This window comes from Kitasatospora sp. NPDC093806 (assembly GCF_040683335.1).
In the GTDB taxonomy this organism is placed as follows: Bacteria; Actinomycetota; Actinomycetes; order Streptomycetales; family Streptomycetaceae; genus Kitasatospora.
On record NZ_JBFBDO010000064.1, the window covers coordinates 1 to 20,538 of the forward strand.

A 20,538-nucleotide genomic window follows, 5' to 3' on the forward strand; every position below is an offset into this window, starting at 1 on the left:
CGCCCCGGGCACCGCCACCGCGCCTGCGGCCGCCGTGGGCGCCCGCCCGGCGGTCCGCACCCGCTGAGCACCACGAGATCCCCCCGGCTGCCTCCGGCCGGGACCATCCCACCGATCCACCGAGAGCAGGCCCGTAAACCCTTCGAGAGCCGAGCGCGCCCCGCCCCGCCCGCTCACACACCCCAGGAACCGCCTTGCCCTCCCCACGCACCGGCGCGCCGTCGGCCACCACCGGGTCCGACGCGCTCCTCTACCTCCTGTTCGGCGTCCTCGGCGCCGCCCTCGCCTTCGGCTCCCTCGCCTGGCTGACCGGCAACCTCACCAACGCCTGGGCCGGCAGCGGACCGTGGGCGCCGTTCCGCGCGACCGATGCCCTCCTCCACCCGAACATGCTGTGGCCGCACCTGAGCGCCACCGCCCTGCTCCTGGGTGCCCGCGTCGCCCCCGGCCTGCTCACCCTGGCCCTCACCATCGCCGGCCTGGTGCTGTGGATGCGCTGGCGCGGCGGTGCAAAGACCGGTCTCGCCCGCAAGGGCGATCTCGGCCCGCTGCTGGGCAAGGAGGTCACCGCGAAGGCCCGCAGCCTGCGCCCGAGCCTGAACGGCCGAGAGTGCAAAAGAGGTCGCGCCGAACGACCGTGGCATCCTGGTCGGCACGCTCTCCCCCGGCCGGGCCGAGATCCGCGCCTCCTGGGAGGACGTGCTCGTCGCCATCATGGCGCCACGCTCCGGCAAGACGTCCGGCCTGGCGATCCCCGCGATCCTCGCGGCTCCCGGTCCCGTCCTGCTCACCAGCAACAAGGCAGCGAACGACGCCTACACCACCACGGTCGACGCGCGGGCCGAGGTGGGCACCATCTGGACGCTCGACCCGCAGCAGATCGCCCACCACCCGCGCGAGATGTGGTGGGACATCCTCGCCGACGCCCGCGACCTCGCCGGCGCGAAGCGGCTCGCCGGACACTTCGTCACCGCCAGCGTGGACGAGTCCAGCGGCTCCGACTTCTGGTCGACCGCGGCGAGCAACACCCTCGGCGCGTTGTTCCTCGCCGCGTCCAGCCACCGGCGCCCGATCACCGATGTCCTCGCCTGGCTCGCCTCGCCGGCCGACCGCACCCCCGTCGACCTGCTCACCGATGCCGGCCACCACGCCGTCGCCGCCCAGCTCCAGGGCACCGTCTCGGGCGCGACCGAGACCCGCGACGGCATCTACGAGACGGCTCGGCAGTACGCGAGCTGCCTGCTCGACCCGGAGATCGCCGCCTGGGTCACCCCGACGCCCGGCCTGCCGGAGTTCAAGCCGTTCGACTTCGCCACCTCCCGCGACACGCTGTACCTGCTCAGCAAGGACGGCGGCGGCAGCGCGAGCGCGATCATCGCGGCGGCAGCCGACGCGGTGATGCGGGCGGCCGTGATCGTCGCCGAGCGCTCCGGCGGACGGCTCGACCCGCCGGCGCTGTGCGTCCTCGACGAGGCCGCCAACGTCTGCAAGATCTCGGACCTGCCGGACCTGTACTCCCATCTGGGCAGCCGGGGCGTCATCCCGATGACCATCCTGCAGTCCTACCGGCAGGGCCAGCGCTGTTGGGGCGAGGCCGGCATGGACGCCCTCTGGTCCGCCGCCACCGTCAAGGTCGTCGGGTCGGGCATCGACGACGCCGACTTCGCGGACAAGCTCTCCCGGCAGATCGGCGAGCACGACGTCCAGACCACCTCGGTCTCGACCAGCGACAGCGGCAAGTCCATGTCCGTGTCGATGCGCACCGAGCGAATCCTGCCGCCGGACCGGATCCGCGCCCTACCCAAGGGCAAGATCCTGCTGTTCGCCACCGGCCTGCGGGTAGCGATGCTCGACCTCAAGCCCTGGTACAAGGAGCCGTCCGCGAAGACGATCGGCCCGGCCTCCGCCCGCGCCACCAAGGCCATCACCGAACGCGCCCTCGCCAAGGCCGCCGGCCACGACGACTTCGGACTCACCTCGTGAACACCGCCACCGGCCGCCCCACCGCCACGCGCACGCAGGCCCGGCCCTACGGGCACCCCGCCGCCAAGTCCCCCACCCCGAAGGGCCTCCCCTCGATGACCGCCTCCACCCCGCCCGCCCCCTCCGGCCGCCCGGCACCGGTCGGCGGCAAGCCCAGGCTGCGGGTCCTGTCCTTGGGCTCCGGCGTCCAGAGCTCCGCCCTCCTGCTGCTGGCCGCCGAGGGCCACCTGCCCGGCCTCGATCTCGCGGTTTTCGCCGACACCGGTTGGGAGCCCCGGGCCGTGTACGAGCACCTCGATCGGATCGAGCGGGAGATCGCCGAGCCGGCGGGCATCCCGGTCCTGCGGGTCTCCTCCGGCAACATCCGCGACGTCGCCCTCGATCCGGCCAGGCGCTTCGCCTCGATGCCGCTGCGGAGTCCACAAGTTCAGGATTACCGAAGGGCCATTGAGGCGGAACTTGAGGGTGTAACAGTACCGCCGCCCGTGTGTTCCGGCTGGCGCTCTCTAGTGGTCGCGGTTCAGCAGGAGGTGAGCCGCCGAGCGATATGGCCTGCCGAAATTGGCGCATCGCTTCTCGAAGTCTGGGGGGAGCCATCCGCGTCCCAACAGCCGGGGGTGGGCAGGGAACGCCGTGACCGCGGCCAGGACGAACAGAAGCGAGGCCCAGGGGGTACGGAGCTGGATTGTCGTCTGCCGTCCGTTGTTGATGTTGCAGAAGCTGGTCTGGAAGACCTCGGGTCCGACGAGGTCGATCGTGTCCAGGCCGCCCCAGGCGAGGTCGAGCGGGCACTGCGGATGCCCAAAATAGACCTTGCGTGTGGTGACGGTGATTTCGCCGGAACCGTCCACCACCCAGCGTGGTTGCGCGTCGTTCGCGGCGGCACGCCGGCGAGCGGAGTTGCCGAGGGCCGAGCCGGCCATACTGCCCAGGACGAATGCGGGACTGCCGAAGGCAACGACGCTCCGGTGTGTGTAACTGCCGTTGCCGACGGCCCGCCAGGTCAGACGCTGTGCAGGGCCAACCGCGAGTGCCCGATCACCGGGCTCGAGCCGAGCCACAGTGGTAACCAGCGGACGCCGCTCCAACCGTCCCTCGGCCAGGTCGGCGATGATGTCGCACGAGAGCCACAGGTACTCGTCGAGCCAGGACCAAGCCGGACCTTGCTCGCTGCCTGCAGGAGGGGCGAAGGGGTTGTCCATTGTCTCTCCGGGATTATCGTGCCGACACATCATCAATTACCGTCGTCCTGCGCCAACTTTACTGAGGCACCTGTTCGCTCAGGAGGGCGTTGGCTTGGCCGCAGGGCCAGCAGGGTGCGTACCGTCGTGGCGTCCGTGAACGGCGTCAACGTACCGCTGGGCGGTGTCGGGCCGAAGGCCGAAGAGCGCCGCGATGTGCAGGGGGCCGCAGACGCCTGCGGCTTCGACCTCATCGAGGATGCGGTCCTGCCGCAGACGGTCGAGGTTGGCCTCCTAGCCGCGCAGGGCTGCGCGGAGCCACCAGCGGCTGACCGGGCTCTCGTGGTGGGCGGTCTTCGGCGCCACCCCCAAGCGCTCGTGTCTGGGGTGCTCTTACCACAACAACGCCCAGTGGCGGGCGCTGCGCGATCATTCGCCCGAGGAGTGGGCCGACGTCGTCGCCTTCGACCACGCGATCCGCGCGGGCAACGCGCGCGCCACCGCCGAGGGCACGCCGCTGCTCGGCCAGGCGTACCTGCACCGCAGTCGGCGTCCGCTCGACGAGGCGCCGGTCGACCGGGTCACCGCCCACGAGTGGTCCGGCCGCCAGGGCGACATCTTCGATGCCATCGCCGACGCCGAGTTGGAGAACGGCGAGGCGGACGGCTGCTCACCGTGGGCCTGCCGGTCCGGTGCTCCCGCGACGGCCGGTCTCACCCTGGCCGCCTGAACCCCTCTACCGTGTCTAGGAGTTGCCCGTGTCCGAACGCTTGCCTCCTTCCCGCGTGCCGCGCTCCGAGCAGTTGGCGGGCTCGCCGGTCGTGCGCCGGGGCAGCCAGTGGTGGCTGGTCACCGGCGCCGGCTCGATCCTGGCCACCGACCCGGCCTTCACCGGTGAACTGGACCGCTTCGCCACCGCGATGGCCGCTGCCGACCGGGAGGTCGCCCGGCTTCGGGACGAGCGGGCAGCCGCCCGGCGGGAGCGGCGGTGACGGACGTGCTGTTGCGGGGCGAGCAGGCCGTCCTCGGCGCGGTCCTGCTCGACCCGGCCCAGCTCGACACGCTGTACTGGCTGACGCCCGCCGACTTCTACCGGCCCGCCCACCGGGCCATGTTCGCCGCCATGCGGACCCTGAGCACCGACGGGCGGCCCGGCCCGAGCACCGACGGCACGGTGCCGCTGTCGTGGGTGACCGACACCGTCGCCGAGGCCGGCCGCCACGTGCGCGGGCTGAGCGCCTCCTACGCCCACACCCTGATCGCCGCGTGCCCGCGCCCGCAGAACGCCCCGGTCTACGGCCGGCTGGTGCTCGAAGGGTCGATCCACAGGACGGTGGCGGAGCACGCCGCCCGGCTGGAGCACATCGCCCAACTCGGCGCCGGGCAGCACCAGGTCGACGACGTGGTGCACCACGCCGACGTCCTGGCGAGTGTGCTCGGCGACCTCGCCCGCCGCTGGGGAACCGGCCCCCGGCCGGTACCGCCGCCCCGGACGGGACCGAGCGAGGCACCATCGCCGGCCGGCCCCGAGCAGAGCGCGGACGAGCGGCTCCTGCTGTCCGTCCTCGTCAGCCGGCCTGCGGCGATGGGCGAGGTCTACGACTGGTTGCGGCCCGGGGATTTCGCGGGCCCCGGCCACGGCCAGCTCTACCGCTGCCTGGGCGCCCTCCACCACCGGGGCGAACCGATCGACGAAGTCACCGCTCTGTGGGAGGTCCAGCGGCGCGGCCTGCTGGCCGACGGCACGCTCTCACAGGAGCTGCTCGACGGCATCCTCGGCGGGCCGGGCGCCGGCTCGGCGGAATGGCTGAGCGACCAGGTCATCCGCTCCTCCCTCGTCCGTACCGCCGCCAGGGCTGCCACCGACATCAAAGCCCTGGCCGAGGACCAGAGCCTGGCGCCCGGCCGCCTCATCGGCCAGGCACTGCACGCCCTCGGCCCGCTCGACGAGGTGCGGGCCCGCTGGACCCGGGCCGCCGACCCGCCGCCGCCACGGCCCGAGACCGGCCACACCGCCCGCGTCCACGCCGCGCTCGCCCGCAGCGCCCACACCACCCCATCCACCCAGCCGGCTCACCCGCCGGCCACGCAGGGCACAGCCACCCACCGACACCCCGTCCGGAGCACCTCATGAACACCCCCCTCGCCGAGTCCCAGGCGCTCGACACCCTGGCCGCCCGCCTGGTCGAGCACCGGGCCAAGCTGCCCAGCGCGGCCATCCCCTTCGAGCTGCCCGAGCCGCAGACCACCGGCCGCCAGCTCGGCGAACTCGGCCACCTCATCGCCGAGACGAGCGCGGACTTCCAGCAGCGGCTCAGCGCCGAGCCCCCGTCCGAGTGCGGCATCCGCGCGGCGTGGGCGTACGCCGACGTGAGCGACCGGCTCGGCCAGGTGGTCTCCGCCCGCGGAGCCGTCACCGGCCAGATCGCTTTCTTCGCCCACACGCACGAACTGAGGGACAAGCCCGACATCGCGGCGGCCCGTAAGACCGCGCTGCGGGTCCTCGATCTCGCGGTCTCCAACGCGCAGGAGGAACTGGACGAAGCCGTCGGCCGGCTGCGCTCGGAGTCCTCGATGATCACACGCCTTGCCGAGTGCGCCCGGCTGGAGGCCGCCTTCAGCCGCACCGCCCCGGCGGCTGTGCCTGTTGCTCGCGGCACCTCCGCCACGGCTACGGCTGCGGTCCGCCCGCCCGGCGCCCGGAAGTCACGATGATGCACGCGACGGACCCCGGAACGGCGGCTCCGCTGATCGGGTCCCTGTGTTCCGGGTACGGCGGTCTCGACCTTGGGGTCCAGGCGGTGGTCGGCGGCCGCGTGGCCTGACGCACCGAGGTCGACCCCGGCGCGTCGAAAATCCTTGCCCGGCACTGGCCCGGTGTCTCGGTCGCCAGCCGACGCGCCGGGCTCAACTCCCCTACCCGTAAGGGACTCTGGCTGAACGTGGCGCGCGGTCGAGGCCCTCCGTCCCTGCCTCCTGGTGGCCGAGAATGTGTACGGACTCCTCACCTCCCCCGCCGGTACCCCTGGCGACGTGGAACCATGCCCGTGGTGCCTGGGAGACGGCTCAACCCAGCCTGATCTGTGGGCACTTGGTGCTTTAATCGGCACCCTTTCCGAGCTTCGGTACGATGCTCGATGGCTGGTGCTTCGCACTTCCGACATCGGAGCCCCTCACCACCGGGCCGCGGGTCTTCCTCGCTTATCTGGACAAAGTTGAGTTGTGCGGCGGTGGGTTCCCCGGCGTCATCCGCGACAACGACGAACTCGCCGCCACCCTGGACGAGATCCGCCGGCTCGGATTCGCCGTCGGCCGCCAGGAATGCATGCTCGGCTGGGACTCCGTCGCCGCCCCGGTCCTTTGGCACGACGCCATCATGGGCGCCGCCCTCATGCTCAAACCCTCCACCGACATGCCGGCCGACCTGCGCCCGCTGATCTACCACACCCGCAAGGCCGCCGAGAGCATCAGCGCCCTCACCACCAGCCCACCGGCAACCGGCGGCTGAGGCCGAACGGCGACCAGGTACTCAGACAGCCCCCGATTCCGTCAGCCGGTCGGCCGCACGACGGAGGCGAGAATCCTGCCGCAACGGGTCGAGACGCTCGCGGAACTGACGGCCGAGCGCCGGCGGAAGACCCCCCGTGACCGCCACGACCTGCCCGATCACGTCCTCGGCACGATCGACCTCCCCCGGGGCGAGGTCCACGTCCAGCACATGCAGGAGGTAGATCGCGGTGAAGGGAGGCATCCCGTCGGAACGCGGCACAGCCAGAGCCCTTGTCACGGTGTCGACATGCTGCCCCGCCCGCTCGGAACGGCCGAGGTGGAGCGCCACCCGGGCCCGAACGAGGTTCAGGGTGAGGTGGTCCATCTCGGCGTCGAGCCCCACGTCCGGCACCCCGGCGCCCTCGTAGCCGACGACGGCCCCCTCCGCCCGGTCCAGTGACCGGTCGGCACGGCGGGCTTCGCCCTCACGGGCGAGAGCCATGGCCTCCGCGCCGTGCAGGACCGCCGCGAACTCTGCCGGATGATCCGGGTTTGCGGTACGGGCGGCACGGACGAGCATCCGTGCATCGGCGGGGCTCCCCACATCCAGGTGTCGCAGTCCAAGCAACAGCATCGCCTCGGACACCCTGCCCCCATCGCCCGCCACCGCGGCCGCTCGCATCGCGGCCAACGCCTGCCGCTCCGCCCGGGCCTGCTCACCGAGAGCGTTGCTGACCCAGGCGCACAACAGCCCGGTGCGGGCCCCGAGCAGCAGCAGGGCTCGACCGCCCGACCCGCCGCGGCCGGCCGCCATGAGCAGCCGCACGACCAGCCGGTGTTCCGCCAGAGCGGCCACGTACAACGCCGTCGACGGCAGCTGCGTGCGGTAGAACTGCTGCTCCAGACCGGCGACACGCGCGGAGATCCACTCCAGCCCTTCCACCTCCATGGGCATGCCGTCCCCGACGAGGCCACGCCCCGGGGTGGCGGCGCGCACGATCGCCACCCTGAGCTGAGTGGCCAGGGCAGCCCCGCGGAGAACGAGCTCGGGAGGCGAAGCGGCCTCCGCCAGGTGAACCGAGCTGCGCAAGGCGGCGACCGCACCGTCGCCGCCCCAGTGCTCGTCGTGCAGAGGAGCGTCGCCGACGGCCAGGTACAGCCAGTGCGGCCAGCCGAGCCGATCGACCTGCACGGCCGGGACGCCATGGATGTCCGCCATGGCCAGCTGCGCGGTGTACTCGGGCACGATCCGCCCCGACTCCCACCGCGACACCTTCTCCCGCCGCGCGGCCATCCGCCCGTGACCGAGACCCGCGTGCCGCTCGGCCACGAGACGGGCGTATTCCGGATGGGACAGGCCCATCCCCGTACGCAGCAACATCAACGGGTGGACCATGGGCTTTGCCTCGGAACTATCGGCGTGCGACCGGGACGGTTGAGTCCGGCCACGGTCAAGAGCCTAGGCACCTCATCCGGCCTCTGCCAGGCGGCGAGGCACCCCCGGAGGTACCTGCCCGGGCCGACCGCTTCCTACCCGGTCGGACTCACGCACCCGACGTGCGCCCGACCAGGGCAACAGGCCGGTCAACCGCGGTTGCCTACTGATCTACCGCGAGAAGCCGTTCGGCAGGTGAACGAGGTGAGCAGCAGCTGGCCACCGCCTGTGGTGTCCTCGCCGAAGCGGCGGCGGCCGGGTCCTGCGGGGCTTGGGGGATCGCGACGTGGAACCCACGCGCCCTGACCGCGGTCGCTGCCCCTCTCCCGGTCGCGCCAGCGGTGCTGATGGTCCGATCCGGGCTGCTCGTCGGCCATGAGGTCCTGGCCGCCGGCGAGGTCCTCGCCCGGAGCTGGAGCGTTCCGGCCGAACGCCGATGGGGCATGAGCCCGTTCGGCGGAGACCCTGTCAGCCCGCCCTGGGGTCGAACCGACCCGCGTCTCTTCCTGACGGGCGCCACCGGGGAAGCGACCGCGGTGCAGGCAGCGTTCCGGGTCGCCTTCGAGCTGCCGTCGGTGGGCGCGGTCGTGGTGGGCACCGATCGGCCGGATCACCTGCACGGGCTGGTTGACGCCACCGGGTTGGCGGTCGACGCCGACCGCGTCGCTGGGTACCGGCGCCTGCTGGGTGAGAGGGCCGCCCGTCAGAGCCGTTGAAGCGCGTGGATCAACTGCTCGGCCTCGACCCGGGCCGGGACCACCCGAGGGTCGTCCGGGTGAGCGTGCGAGCCGGCGATCTTCGCCAGCACGAAGAGGCGCATCACCATGCCGTCCCGGCTTTCGAGGTCCGCCCGGCGCTCCCGGCGTACGCGGTCCGCGAGCGCCGGGACGGCCAGGGAAGCGGCCAGCAGCGACGCGGAGTCCAGGCCGTGCGGCGCCGTCCCCCAGTCCTCCCAGTCGAAGACGCAGAACTCGGGGCCGGTGACGTTGGCCCAGTTCAGATCGGCGTGCGCCGGAGACCACGAGATCACCCGGGTGTTCATCGCCGCCGGGAAGGCGGTTCGGATCACGTGGTCGACCAGCTGTTGGGTGATCGGTTCGGTGTCCGGCGTCGCGACCCTGCCCGTGGGCTGGGCGGCAAGTGCGTCCAGGGAGGCGTTCAGGGCCTTCCACCAGCTGTCCGAAAGCTCGGGACCGGTCGCCAGGACGGCGGTGCCGACCGGAGGGGCCGGAAGCAGCGACGTCTCGTCCACCCGCCAGATCGCCCCCTCCCCCGTGTCACGCCACGCCGCTGAACCCACCCAGCGGGGCATCGCCACACCAGTCAGTACAGCAGCGGTTTCAGTGCCGGCCCAGCCCTGCTCGCGGGCCCTCGTCCACGGGCGGCGCTCGACACGGACCCAGGTGTCCCGATCGGTTCTCACTCCGATCGACCGGCGCTTCCTGACGAGGCCGGCCCGGTCGAGCCCTGTGCCGAGGCGCTGCTCAACCCGATCGAGGACGTGGTCGACCGGCGCCTTCCGAAGATCCACCACGCGGCCGTCCGCTTCCGAGAGCACCATGACGGTGACGGTAGCAGCCGACCGAAGGGAGGAACCCTCGTTGGCGCCGTTGCCGAACTACCGACCGTCGGAGGCGAGTTCCGCGATGGCGTGGAGTACCGCCGCCGGATCGCCGAGGCTGTCGAGGACCCGGTCCGCTCCGGCCTCGGCGAGTTCGTCGGCCATGGTGGTGCCGGACGCGACGGCGATCACGGTGGCTCCGCCCTCTGAACCGGTCCGCACGTCTTCAAGCGAATCCCCGATGATGACCGTGTTCGACCGGTCGAAGACCTTCCCGTAGCGGGCGGCCGCCCGGTGCCGAGCGATGCCGACCAGGTTCGGCCGGTGGGAGTCGTCGGAGGCGTAGCCGCCAACGGCCAGGTCGACGTACTGATCGAGGCCGAAGGCGTGGAGCTTGATCTCAGCGCTCCGCTGCAAGTTGCCGGTGACCACCGTGGGTACGAGCCCCGGCTGGGCCTCGACATGAGCAGCCGCCCGTGCGCAACTGCTCGGCCCTGGCGGCGAGGAGGTCGGACAGCAGCCCGACGATCTGCTCGGCGAACGGCTCCGGATCCGGGCTGGTCGTCGGTCTCCAAAAGCATCGTGCGGCCGGGTCTGGGTACGTGCGGTCCGCGATCACCGTTTCGGGCCTCGAATGTCGATCACTGCTGCCACGGAAGCGCTCCGACCGATCTATCACCTGGCACACCAGCAGATCAGGGGGATCGCTACTGCCACATCGTCATCTAGCCTGGAACGATGCATCTGACCATCGCCTACCGGACGGCCGAATCGCTCCTCGCGGATCTCCCTTCGCGCTGGGCACACTCCCGTCAGGTGCTTGAGCAGGCCCAACGTCTCTCGTCGGTGGTGGTGCCGGGCGCCGAGATCCTCGCGGTCGCTGCGGTTCTCCACGACGTCGGCTACGCACCCGCCGCGGTGGACACCGGGCAGCACATGATCGACGGCGCCCGATACCTGACTCGGCTCGGCGTCGATTCGGAGGTCTGCTCGCTCGTCGCCTATCACTCCTCATCGGAGTGGGAGGCTGCCGAACTCGGTCTGTCTGCCGAGCTTGCGGAATTCCACCGACCGCCGTCGGAGCTGCTGGACGCGATCACCTACTGCGATCTCACCAGCGGGCCCGATGGCGCCGAGGTCGACCCCGTCTCGCGGCTCGACGAGGTGCTCCGGCGGTACGATCCGGACCACGTCGTCCACCGAGCCGTCGCGGCGGCGCGACCGACCCTGCTGGCCATGGTCAAACGCGTTGAGAAGCGGCTCGCCGAGCCCGACCGGCCCTGATCAACCGATGTGCGGAGCGAGGTTGTTCCGGAATCCGTGGAGAAGCCGCAACCGGGTGGTCGGAGCAATGTCCAGCGCCTCCAGCTCCTCGCGCGACACCCACCGGACCTCGAAGGACTCGGAGCTCGCGCTCAGTTCGCCACCGACCGGTCTCGCCCGGAAGCACAGCGAGAACTCCTGACGGACCTCGCCGTCGGAGAACTCGATCACATGACCAGGGTCGCTGTAGGTGCCGACCAGACCTGTGACCTCGACCTCGATCCCCGTCTCCTCCCGGACCTCGCGCACGACCGCGCCGGGCAGGTTCTCCCCGATCTCGAGAACGCCTCCCGGCATCCCCCAGCGCCCGTTGTCGGAGCGACGCTCCAGCAGGAGCTCGCCGCGGTCGTTCACCACGAAGGCGGTGACGGCGGGAACGATCCGCTGGGCCTTCGGCGCGCCCGGGTCGTCGAAGTAGTCGGTACGGCTCACGGTGCCTGCCTCGGTAGGGGAACAGCGCTCGCCCAGACCTTTTCGAAGCTGTGCTGATAGGTCAAGACGAGCTGGGCGCCGGCAACCCGCCTCAGGTGGAGCACCGGAGTCAACGGAGCGCTGACGCCGTAGATCTGGGTGTTGACGAGTATCTCATCGTCGAACATGTACAGGGAGTTGTGCAGCGTGGAGCAGTGTGCGCGGAACTCGATTCCGGGCGTGCCGTAGAGCGGGCGATAGAGCTTCATGACCTCGCGCACCTTGTACGCGACACCCGCTCCGATCTCCTCCTCCTCGCCCCGCCGAGCGATCTCGGGCTGTCCGGATCACCCAACAGCAGGCGGATTCGAACCCCCGACCGCGCGCGCTCGGTGAGCGTCCGATGCCATCGGGGGTTCTCCGCGAGATGCACGCCGGCATGCACGAGGATCCCGATCTCCGTGGTGGCCCGCTCGGCGAACCGAAGCCACAGATCCGGCGGCACGGAGGAGCGGTGAGGATAGACATGGACGATCTCGGCGTCGGCCTCGTCAAGCCGTTGGTTCTCGGACTTCGCGTCCGGCCAGAGGTAGTCCTCGTCGATCTGGAGCTTGGGCGCCGCTGCTTGCCGATGCCGCCGGTACGGTTCGCGGTTCCTGAGGATCCAGCGCTCGACCGTCTGAACGACGACCCGACGTCTCTCGCTGTCACGGGTCAGCTGGCCTCTGACGCAATCGAGTTGGCCCAGCCGCCCATGCCAGCGCCACAGCGGCGGCCGTAGGAACTCTGGAGGGTGCCGTGGTCGGTAAGGGCAGCGAGGCGACTGTCGAAGTCGTGGATCCGGTCAGCGCTGGAGCCGGAGAGGATCCAGACCGTCTCAGCGGCGGCGAACGCCGGGTTGAGCACCCGGTGCAGGTCCAGGTGGACAAGCAAGGCGCGACGGCACGGAAACTCACCGGACCGTCGCCACCTCGGCTGCCGCGCTGACCGACCTGGCCCGAGTCGCCTCTGCCGCCCAGGTGACGGGTGCCGGAGCCCCCGCCGCCGCCCGTGCCGCCGTCGTTGCCCCGTCCGCCGACAGACACGTCTCCCGGAACGACCGGGCGGCGCCCGAGGCGAAGGCTCCGTCAGACGGCTGGGACGGTGTTGGTGGCGTCCAGCGCCGCACGCAGTGCGCGGGCCAGGGTCGCTCCGTCCTCGATCGCCCAGAAGTGGGCGAAGAACAGCCGGGGCTCCTCCGTGAGGCCGTGGTTGTGGAGCTCGACGACATCAATCCCGCCGCGGCGCAGGGCCGCCAGCACGTTCTGCACCTCGTCAGCGGTCATGGCGAAGTCACCATTGACCGCGGCCCGGCCGGCACCGACCGGATAGAAGCTGATCAGCGTGGTCATCCCCGTGCCCGGGAGCAGGACGCGTCCGTGGTCGCTGACCGTCTCCCGGCGGTTGAAGGTGAACCGGTGGATTCCGCTGTCGTTCACGCCGCTCGTGTTCAGCGCGCCCTCGATGGCGGCGGTGTCCAGATCGACCCGCGGCTGCGAGGCGACCGGCGGGACGGAGGGCGTGGCCGTGACGGCCAGAGCGGCCTTCACGCCATGGGCCAGGGCCAAGGGGTCCTCGGCATGTCCGTGGAAATGGACCCACCACATGGCCGGCTCGTGCGCAAGCAGGTGCTTGTGGATCGCGGTCAGCTCCAGGCCGCCCGCCTGCAGCGCGTCGGTGGCGTGCTGCAGTTCGGCCTCGGTGACCGCCAGGCTGCCCATCAGCACGGTATGGCCGTCCTCGTAGCGGGTGAACGCCGCGTAGGAGCCCAGGAACAACGTGACGCCGTAGGTGGTCACCGGCAGGTCCTGCCGGGCGAAGCGCACCCGGTAGACCGCACCGTCCACCATCGCCCCGCGCCGCCCCAGGACGTCGGACACCGTGCGCCAGTCCGCTTCCGCCGTCGGCACCGGCAGCACTCTCTGCCGCCGTGCTGCCTCGGCCGCAGCCGCCCCCGGCGCGGCACCGACCAGCACCGGCGCCACCGCCGCGGCGGCGAGCAGCCGTCGACGCGACGGGCTCACCCGGAAATCCTTGGCACTTCGCGCCGGAACTCCGCTCACCACATCAGCCCCTCGTCTCGGAAAGCCGGTCGGGACAAATGAAACCGAGCGGGCCACCGAGCTGCCGAGTCGCCACGCCGGACCGGGCGAAGGGACGTCATACGCGAAACCCGCACCGCTGCCGGTGGCTGCCCCGCCGTCCGCGTACTCACCACCATCCCAAGGACTCCGGTTTTGTGGCGAACCCTCACATCAGGGGCAAGCGCGCCCTTGGGTTCGTCACCATCGCCTCGCTCCTCCTCTGGATCTGATCTTTGAAGACGACCCCAAGGGGTGGACGGCGGCCGGGCGGGTGGCGTGAACGATCTGGCGTGCGGTGCGGAACATCTCGGCGCCGTGGGCGTCGGTGGGGAAGCGTTCGACGACGCGGTGGTGCACGTGCTGGCGGTAGGCGAGCGCCGTCAGACCGCCGAACACGCCCATGTCGAGTTGCTGTTGGGAGACGAAGCACGCCAGCGCGGCCTGCTTGGCCGCCAGGAGCTCGAGGGTTCCGACGAAGTAGCGGGTGGGCTCGAAGCCCCGGCTGAGCGGGGAGCGGAAGTAGATGAGGTCGGCGGCCTCGCGCATCGCCACGGTGGTCGCCTCCTCGCCGGTGACGGCGTGGTCGAGGTGCTGGTCGTCGGGATAGTGCGTGTAAACGACGTCGGGCCGCTCGGCAGCGAAGGCTGTGAACAGCTCTGCGTTGATCCGGCCGCGGTGGTCGGTGAACCGCGTGTCGGGGATTTCCGAGAAGCTGTAGCCGGCAACACGCAGGATTTTCGCGGCGGCCCGGCACTCCGCCCGGCGTACCTCGCCGTCGTCCTTCTCGGGGTGTCCGGCGCTCAGGCAGTGGACGCGGACGCGGTCGCCCGCGAGGGCGTGATCGAGGATCTGCATGCCCATTCCGAGCTCGGCGTCGTCAGGGTGCGCAACGACGACGAGGACGGACCGGTGGCGGCCGGGCATGGGCGGAGTCAAGGGATCTCCTCGGTGGTGGTGATCTGCAGCGCGCTGTGCAGGCGGCGGCCGTCGAGGCCGTGCCAGCGGAACGGCTCGTCCTCGTGGCGGGGCCAGCTCAGGTAGTGGAGGCTGCCGACGGCATCGGCTGGCCCATGACCGCGGGTGTAGGCGATTTTGGAGGTCTGGCCGCCGTCAAGGTGGAACACCGTCGTCGGGTCGTGGCCGGCCCGCTCGCAGAGCTCGGCGGCCTCCTGAACGGTGACGCCCTGGAAGGTGCGGGCCAGGGGCGCTCCGTCGAGGACGACCAGGCTCAGGGTCCGATCGTCGAGGGTGAGCATGGTGCGGGCGTAGCGAGCGTCGGGCCGGAATGGGGCGACACCCAGGCTCGCGTCCCAGGCGCTGGTGCGGCCGGCGGCGGCGTTGGCCGCGGACGGGCCCAACGACAAGGCGCTTTCGATATCGGCGATCGCGAGGGTGTCGAGCGCGGTGACGTGGATGGGTGCGCCGATGACGAGGTTGGCGGGCCAGGGCGGGTAGGCGCGCAAGACGTAGGCGCCGGCGAACAGATCGGCGCCTCCCCCGGGGTGCAGGGCGGTGATCCGAGGCCCGGTCGGGGTGCGGGTGACGGTGCAGTCGAGCGCGTCCACGTTACGAGGGGTGGTGTTGCCTGCCGGGTCGACATCGCGGCGGAAACCGGTGCGCGGGTCGTCGTGGTAGCGGATGTGGCAATTGGCCGCGCCGAACACGGTGAGGTGGCCGGGCTGGGCCGGGGGTGGTTCCTTGGAACCGGTCCAGGTGTGCGGGTGGCCGGCGACGGTGAGGGTGCCGGTGGCGGCGACGGTGCGGATGGTCGGGCGGTCGCGGTGGATGAGGAGGGCGGGCTTGGTGACGGTGGGCAGGCTGGCGGCGTGGTGGTCGCGGACGGCCAGGTCGAGGCGGGGTTCGGCGGGCTGGTAGGCGGGGTCGTCGGAGATGAAGGCGAAGGTGCCTGAGACCGCGGCGACCGCAGAGCTCGTCACGAGGTGACGCAGGTGGAAGCCGGTCGGTGAGGAGACGGGTCGGCAACGGGTGCAGTTGAGGTCGGTGGTGAGGGTGTAGGCGTTGGTGAAGCAGCCGTCGCCGAGGTCGACGGTCCGGGCGGTGAGGGCGACGCCCGGCGCGGGGTGCCTGGTCCAGGCCAAGGTGGGGCGGGCGAACGGGCTCTGGTCGACTGCGATGGACTGGACGCTGGGGACGTTGATGCCGCGGGCGCTCAGCTCGGCGAGCGCGACCAGGTCCGGCCGATCGCCGGCCTGAGTGACAGTGATACTCACTCCGCCTCCAGCCCGGCGGCGATGTCCAGCAGGTCGAGGACGGTGAACGGCCCGGCATCCAGCAGGCCCCGGAGACGGCGGCGCAGCAGGTCGGTGGTCCCGGGCGGAGCGGTCGGCGGGTAGGGGACGATGCGGGCCTCCAGCCTGTACAGCAGCACGCCGGCGGTCACCGTCGCGAGGAGGCCGTCCTGCTGCCAGCGGCGGGGTGGGCCAGGGAGGGTGTAGGCGTCGAGGAACGCGGCGGCAAGCGGGTGCTGCTGCTCAGGCCCGGCCGCGTGGTGCAGGACCAGGTGGGCGAGGAGGTAGCCGGTGTCGAACAGCGGGGCACCCGTGTGGACGTTGTCGAGGTCGACGAACGCCGTGCGCCCGTCGGCGAGGCTGAGGTTCTTCGGGCAGGCATCGCCGAGGATCAGTTGGTGGCCGGGCAGGGCGTCCAGGCGGCGGCACGCCTCGTCCAGAGCTCGGTGGCCGGCAGCGCGCAGGACGTAGCCGTAGGCGTGCTCGGCGCGGAAGAGATCGTCTCCGTCCCCGTCGCGCAGCGGCGGCAGGCCGGCGGTGGCGTGGTGGATCCGGGCCAGGGCCCGGCCCAGGCGTGTGCACTCCTCGGTGGTGGCGCAGCGCTCCTCCAGGTGCTCGCGCCAGGTGCGGCCGTCGGGGAAGACGTCGGTCATCATCATGGCGTGCGCTTCGGGAAGGAATGCCAGGATCCTGGGAAACAGGTCCGGCAACAGGCCATGGTGGAGCGTCAGGGCCCGTTGCTCGACTCCGATCAGCGCCGGGTCGGTGGTGAGGTGCGCGATCCCGGCGAAGCGGCGGCTGCGGACCTTGACGATGACGCGGCCCGCCTCGCCATGGACGCGGAAGACGTGGCTGACGTTACCGCCCGTGCACGCCTCGATATGGGTGAGTCGGCCCGCATGTGGCCGGCATGCGGCGAGGACCCGGTACAGGTGCGGGCCGAGGACCGCGGCCAGGTCGGGCGCGGTGCGGTCGGTGCTGAACGGAGCCGTCATCGCGCTGCTCCCAGGGCGGCGAGGGCCTGGTCGGCGCGGCGGTCGGCCGGGGCGGGCGCGGGGTGGAAGTCGAGCACCGCGGGGGCGGTGGGCCGGCCGCCGTCGGCGTACCGGCGGGCCATCGACAGGTAGGCCGCGGCCATCAGCCGGGCCGGGCGTCGGTGGTCGGCCAGGTCGGAGGCCATCGCCGTGCGGGGGATTCGACCGGCGAGGTTGGAGAGGAACTCGACGATGGCGCAGGTACGGGCCGAGCGCTGGGTGGGCAGCACCGCGCCGGTGCCGCTGCCTTGGACGAGGTCCGCGAAGCCGAGCGTGCGGTGCCGTTCCCAGTCGGGGCACATCTTGTTGTTGCGGAAGACGTGGAGCTCGATGTGGTCGGCGCCGCCCGGTGCCCGCCGGTCGATGCCGTCCTGGTCGGCGTGGAGGGACTGCAGAATGTGCAGGTGCAGGGCTTGGAAGGGGCCCTGTTGGATGATGTGGGTCTCCTGCCCGATGCGGCCGTTGCTCTTGTACAGGCCGCCGGGTTCGGGGTGGAGGTTGCCGCGCTGGGAGAAGGTGGTGTGCGCGAGGCTGTGGCTGCCGAGCGCCATCGTGCGCCCGCGGCTGCGGTAGGCCACATTGAGGAACACGTCCACCTCGCCGAAGCCGGCGGTGAGCCGGTGCAGGTCCTGCTCGGTATACGGGTTACGGTCGGCGAGGCCGGGCAGCAGCAGCTCGTGGTCGGCGACGGTGAGCTGGGCGAGGAAGTCGGCGGGCCTGGTGCACGCGGCGTGGACCTCGATCTCGTCGATCTCCTTGCCTGGGCGCTCGCCGGCGGCCAGCCACCACGGCACGACGTCGAAGTGGTGGTAGCCGGAGTGCGCGGCCTTGCCGTAGCCGCGGTCGAAGCCGTGGTAGCTGAGGTCGACGAGTTCGTCCGGCAGACGCCACTGGCCGTCGCCGTGGCTGGACCGGATCGAGGTGACCGGGCAGTTCGTGGTCTCGGCGACCTCGCCGATCAGCTCCCGCACGAGGCGGAACGCGGGGTGCCAGCGGCGCTGGCTCAGCACACTGACCACCATCCGCGGATCGCGCCGCCGCGCCGCCCGGTAAGCGTCCAGCAAGGTTTCGAAGTCGTCGGCGATAGCCATTGCGGCCGCCGGGTCGGTGGACGCGGCGGGGTGCACGGTCAGCGGTTTGTCGAGCAGTACCGGCAGGCCCCGCTCCATCGCCCACAGCGCGTACGGCAAGTGCACCGACGGCTCGGTCGCCACGACCACCGCGCCGATCCGTTCCCGCCTCACCACGCCCTCCAACACCTGCCGAACCCCTCTGGGCAGCGTCTGGCGGGTGGCCGGGATCTGCTGGACGGCCACGACCGGCATCCGCCGCAGCCGGCCGGGCGTGCCGTACTCGACCGCGGCGACGGCCGCGTGAGGCAGGTCGACGCCGGTGACCGTCCCGGCCAGGCCCGCGTCCTGGGCCGCGGCCAGCGCCGACAGGTGGTTGAGGCGAGTGTGCGGGCCGACGCCGACCACCAACACGTTCACGGCGGCGTTCACCGGCCCACCGCCGCCGCGCCCGCACCGAGCAGCGGCAAGACGCCCTCGCCGACCTCGTACGCCTCCTCCAGGTGCGGGAACCCGGACAGGATGAACTCCTCGATACCCAGCGCCGTGTACTCGGCGATCCGGTCGGCGACCTCCCGGTGCGAGCCGACCAGCGCGGTGCCCGCGCCGCCGCGCAGCAGCCCCACCCCGGCCCACACATTCGGGTACACCTCCAGGTCGGCGGGGCGGCCGCTGTCCCGGAAGGCGGCGTGCAGGCCGCTCTGCCGGGCCTGGCCGGTGGACTGGCTGCCGGCGAGCGTGGCCTGCACCCTCTTCACGTGCACCGGGTCGATCCCGGTCAGCAGGCGCTCGGCGGCGGCCCACGCCCGCTCGCTCGTGTCGCGGGCGACGACGTGGAACCGGACACCGAACCGCACTGTGCGCCCGGTGGCCGCAGCCAGGGCGCGGATGCGCTCCAACTTGGCGGCGACCGCGGCGGGCGGCTCGCCCCAGGTGAGGTGGACGTCGGCGTGGCGGGCCGCGACCGGCCCGGCCTCGGCGGAGGAGCCGCCGAAGTACACGCCCGGTGCGTGGTCGGGTGGGGAGAAGACGGCTGCGCCGCGTACGTCGTAGTGCGCACCGACGAAGTCGAACGGCTCGGGCATCCAGGCGCCGCGCAGCACGGTCAGCCACTCATCGGTGCGCACGTACCGCGCCGCCTTGTCGAGGTGGTCACCGAAGCGGGCCTGCTCGACCGCCTCGCCGCCGGTGACGACGTTCAGTAGTAGTCGGCCCCGGGACTGGCGCTGGAAGGTCGCGGCCATCTGCGCGGCCAGCGTCGGTGATATCGCGTCCGGACGCAGCGCGACGAGGAACTTCAGGTGCTCGGTGGCCTGGGCGAGGGCGGCGCAGGTGATCCATGGGTCCTCGCTGAACGTGCCGGCGGGGGTGAGGACCGCGTCGAAACCCATGTGCTCGGCGGCCTGCGCGATCTGGGTGAGGTAGCGCAGGTCGGGGGCGCGGTGCCGGTCGGCGCCTGGACCGATCACCGTGGTGGTGTCGTGGCCGGGCCCGTGGGTGCCGCGCATCCCGGTGGTCAGGGTGCGACCGTCGCTGCCGGTCGGCAGGAACCAGTGGAACTTGGTGGGCTTCAAGAGCGGGCTCCTGAGAGTCAGTCGGAGGTGAAGTCGCCGGTGGCGCGGGCCCGGAGTCGGGCGAGGACCGGTGTGGGCACGGGGATCGTGCCGACCGCCCGGGCTGCGGCCTCGCGGGCGCGGCCTTGCTCGCCTGGTAGGCGCCAGGTGCCGTCGGCGGCGGAGGCGGTACGCAGGCGGCCGACGAGGCGGCTGTTCGCGGTGGCGGCGTTGCGGTCGGGGTCGGCGAAGGAGGGGTCGAGCGCGATGAAGGCGTAGCCGGTGCTGTAGGTGTCGTGGACGTCGGTGCCCATCGGGAAGCCGAACAGGGAGCCGGTCAGCGTTTGCAGGAGGAGGGAGAGCGCGAAGCCGCGGTGGGTGCCGAAGACGACCGCGGAGACGGCTCCGTCGGGGTCGCGGGTGGTGTGTCCGTCGGCGTCGACGAAGCTGTGCTCCGGCAGCGGCCGACCCGACCGCCGGTGCTCCCACAGCACTCCCATCGGCGCGAGGGTGGTGCCCATGTCCGCCGTCAGCGGTTCGTCGAGGGTGGGCAGGGCGAAGGAGAGCGGGTTGACGCCGAGGACCGGGGTGCGGCCGCCGACCGGGACGGCTTCGGGCCGGGAGGTGTTGGCGGCGATGCCGATCATGCCGTGTGCGGCAATGGCCTCGGTGAACGCGGACAGGACGCCGTAGCGCTGAGTGTTGATCATCCCGACCAGGCCCGCGCCGAGCCGGCCGGCTCGCTCCACCGCAACGGAGACGGCGAATTCGGCGCTCAGCGGGCCGATCTCGCGGTGCGCGTCGACGACGGCGAACACCCCGTGCTCGCGGACCACCTCGGGCGGAGCCTGCCGCTCGGGGAAGAACCGGGACTCGAAGGCGAACTTCGCCAACCCGTGCGAGGGCTTGCCGCGCAGTTCCCCGATCAGGAAGTGCTCGACCACCCGGCGGCTCACTCCGGCAGGAACACCCGCGGTTGCGCACGCCCGGGCCATCAGGTCCTCGAGTTCGGTGATCGGCACCCGCACGGTCGCCGCGTCGGCGGGCACGGGGCCGCCGGCCAAGGGGGCGGGGTCAGTCATGGCTCTCCCGTTCGGCGGCGTGGTGAGGGCAGGACCGGGCCGCG

The 20,538-nt window shown here is 71.8% G+C and carries 20 protein-coding genes and 2 pseudogenes; 8 read left to right on the forward strand and 14 right to left on the reverse strand.

The features are described from left to right. Positions 1 to 194: 194 nt before the first annotated feature. Positions 195 to 1,983 (forward strand): annotated as a pseudogene (locus AB0N76_RS25895) (TraM recognition domain-containing protein). Between the two features lie 95 nt (positions 1,984 to 2,078). Beyond that, positions 2,079 to 2,396 (forward strand): annotated as a pseudogene (locus AB0N76_RS25900) (hypothetical protein); the annotation flags it as partial. A gap of 93 nt (positions 2,397 to 2,489) precedes the next feature. Here AB0N76_RS25900 and AB0N76_RS25905 read toward each other — a convergent pair. Next, positions 2,490 to 3,185 carry a hypothetical protein gene (locus AB0N76_RS25905; RefSeq protein ID WP_363560826.1) on the reverse strand — a complete coding sequence of 232 codons (696 nt, stop codon included), beginning with the start codon at positions 3,183 to 3,185 and terminating at the stop codon, positions 2,490 to 2,492. A gap of 737 nt (positions 3,186 to 3,922) precedes the next feature. Here AB0N76_RS25905 and AB0N76_RS25910 point away from each other — a divergent pair. The 4 genes from AB0N76_RS25910 (at position 3,923) to AB0N76_RS25925 (ending at position 6,672) form a co-directional block, all read left to right on the forward strand. Next, complete coding sequence (locus AB0N76_RS25910; protein WP_363560828.1) at positions 3,923 to 4,156, forward strand: hypothetical protein; 234 nt, start codon at positions 3,923 to 3,925, stop codon at positions 4,154 to 4,156. Continuing rightward, the gene (locus AB0N76_RS25915; RefSeq protein ID WP_363560830.1) at positions 4,153 to 5,298 is read left to right on the forward strand and encodes a DnaB-like helicase N-terminal domain-containing protein; all 1,146 of its coding nucleotides are present in this window, start codon (positions 4,153 to 4,155) and stop codon (positions 5,296 to 5,298) included. Before AB0N76_RS25910 ends, AB0N76_RS25915 begins: the two co-directional genes overlap by 4 nt. Continuing rightward, on the forward strand, positions 5,295 to 5,879 hold the full coding sequence (locus AB0N76_RS25920) for a hypothetical protein (RefSeq protein ID WP_363560904.1): 585 nt from the start codon (positions 5,295 to 5,297) through the stop codon (positions 5,877 to 5,879). The genes AB0N76_RS25915 and AB0N76_RS25920 overlap by 4 nt, the downstream gene beginning before the upstream one ends. Positions 5,880 to 6,294: 415 nt before the next feature. Then, the gene (locus AB0N76_RS25925) at positions 6,295 to 6,672 is read left to right on the forward strand and encodes an IclR family transcriptional regulator C-terminal domain-containing protein (RefSeq protein WP_363560832.1); all 378 of its coding nucleotides are present in this window, start codon (positions 6,295 to 6,297) and stop codon (positions 6,670 to 6,672) included. Between the two features lie 21 nt (positions 6,673 to 6,693). On the opposite strand, the gene AB0N76_RS25930 is transcribed toward AB0N76_RS25925, so the two are convergent. Further along, positions 6,694 to 8,049, reverse strand: a complete 1,356-nt coding sequence (locus AB0N76_RS25930; RefSeq protein WP_363560834.1) for a hypothetical protein — start codon at positions 8,047 to 8,049, stop codon at positions 6,694 to 6,696. A 380-nt stretch (positions 8,050 to 8,429) separates the two neighbouring features. Here AB0N76_RS25930 and AB0N76_RS25935 point away from each other — a divergent pair, with 380 nt between their 5' ends. Continuing rightward, the gene (locus tag AB0N76_RS25935) at positions 8,430 to 8,804 is read left to right on the forward strand and encodes a hypothetical protein (RefSeq protein WP_363560836.1); all 375 of its coding nucleotides are present in this window, start codon (positions 8,430 to 8,432) and stop codon (positions 8,802 to 8,804) included. On the opposite strand, the gene AB0N76_RS25940 is transcribed toward AB0N76_RS25935, so the two are convergent. Next, complete coding sequence (locus AB0N76_RS25940) at positions 8,792 to 9,649, reverse strand: hypothetical protein (RefSeq protein ID WP_363560838.1); 858 nt, start codon at positions 9,647 to 9,649, stop codon at positions 8,792 to 8,794. The two genes, AB0N76_RS25935 and AB0N76_RS25940, sit on opposite strands and share 13 nt — an antisense overlap. Before the next feature lie 57 nt (positions 9,650 to 9,706). Further along, the gene (locus tag AB0N76_RS25945) at positions 9,707 to 10,066 is read right to left on the reverse strand and encodes an HAD hydrolase-like protein (protein WP_363560840.1); all 360 of its coding nucleotides are present in this window, start codon (positions 10,064 to 10,066) and stop codon (positions 9,707 to 9,709) included. Between the two features lie 321 nt (positions 10,067 to 10,387). Between AB0N76_RS25945 and AB0N76_RS25950 the strand changes: the two genes are divergently transcribed. Further along, on the forward strand, positions 10,388 to 10,933 hold the full coding sequence (locus tag AB0N76_RS25950; RefSeq protein WP_363560842.1) for an HD domain-containing protein: 546 nt from the start codon (positions 10,388 to 10,390) through the stop codon (positions 10,931 to 10,933). On the opposite strand, the gene AB0N76_RS25955 is transcribed toward AB0N76_RS25950, so the two are convergent. The 10 genes from AB0N76_RS25955 to AB0N76_RS26000 all read right to left on the reverse strand — a co-directional run bounded on the left by AB0N76_RS25955 (position 10,934) and on the right by AB0N76_RS26000 (position 20,494). Then, entirely contained in the window at positions 10,934 to 11,404 is a 471-nt protein-coding gene (locus AB0N76_RS25955; RefSeq protein WP_363560844.1) for an NUDIX domain-containing protein, read from the reverse strand. Beyond that, a complete protein-coding gene (locus AB0N76_RS25960) occupies positions 11,401 to 11,652 on the reverse strand; it encodes a hypothetical protein (protein ID WP_363560846.1) in 252 nt (83 codons plus the stop codon). Before AB0N76_RS25960 ends, AB0N76_RS25955 begins: the two co-directional genes overlap by 4 nt. 445 nt (positions 11,653 to 12,097) lie before the next feature. Continuing rightward, a complete protein-coding gene (locus AB0N76_RS25965; RefSeq protein WP_363560848.1) occupies positions 12,098 to 12,316 on the reverse strand; it encodes a hypothetical protein in 219 nt (72 codons plus the stop codon). Between the two features lie 194 nt (positions 12,317 to 12,510). Then, positions 12,511 to 13,446: a DUF1259 domain-containing protein gene (locus AB0N76_RS25970; protein ID WP_363560850.1), complete on the reverse strand. Its 936-nt coding sequence runs from the start codon at positions 13,444 to 13,446 to the stop codon at positions 12,511 to 12,513. A gap of 258 nt (positions 13,447 to 13,704) precedes the next feature. Beyond that, positions 13,705 to 14,430 carry a PIG-L family deacetylase gene (locus tag AB0N76_RS25975; protein WP_363560852.1) on the reverse strand — a complete coding sequence of 242 codons (726 nt, stop codon included), beginning with the start codon at positions 14,428 to 14,430 and terminating at the stop codon, positions 13,705 to 13,707. A gap of 8 nt (positions 14,431 to 14,438) precedes the next feature. Next, positions 14,439 to 15,737, reverse strand: coding sequence for a hypothetical protein (locus AB0N76_RS25980; RefSeq protein ID WP_363560854.1), 1,299 nt, complete (start codon positions 15,735 to 15,737; stop codon positions 14,439 to 14,441). Beyond that, positions 15,734 to 16,750 (reverse strand): phosphotransferase, encoded by a 1,017-nt coding sequence (locus AB0N76_RS25985; protein WP_363560856.1) that lies wholly within the window; start codon positions 16,748 to 16,750, stop codon positions 15,734 to 15,736. Before AB0N76_RS25985 ends, AB0N76_RS25980 begins: the two co-directional genes overlap by 4 nt. Further along, positions 16,747 to 18,291 (reverse strand): Gfo/Idh/MocA family oxidoreductase, encoded by a 1,545-nt coding sequence (locus AB0N76_RS25990; RefSeq protein WP_363560858.1) that lies wholly within the window; start codon positions 18,289 to 18,291, stop codon positions 16,747 to 16,749. The genes AB0N76_RS25985 and AB0N76_RS25990 overlap by 4 nt, the downstream gene beginning before the upstream one ends. Next, on the reverse strand, positions 18,288 to 19,433 hold the full coding sequence (locus AB0N76_RS25995; protein WP_363560860.1) for an LLM class flavin-dependent oxidoreductase: 1,146 nt from the start codon (positions 19,431 to 19,433) through the stop codon (positions 18,288 to 18,290). The genes AB0N76_RS25990 and AB0N76_RS25995 overlap by 4 nt, the downstream gene beginning before the upstream one ends. A 17-nt stretch (positions 19,434 to 19,450) precedes the next feature. Further along, positions 19,451 to 20,494: an Ldh family oxidoreductase gene (locus tag AB0N76_RS26000; protein ID WP_363560862.1), complete on the reverse strand. Its 1,044-nt coding sequence runs from the start codon at positions 20,492 to 20,494 to the stop codon at positions 19,451 to 19,453. Between the last annotated feature and the right edge of the window lie 44 nt (positions 20,495 to 20,538).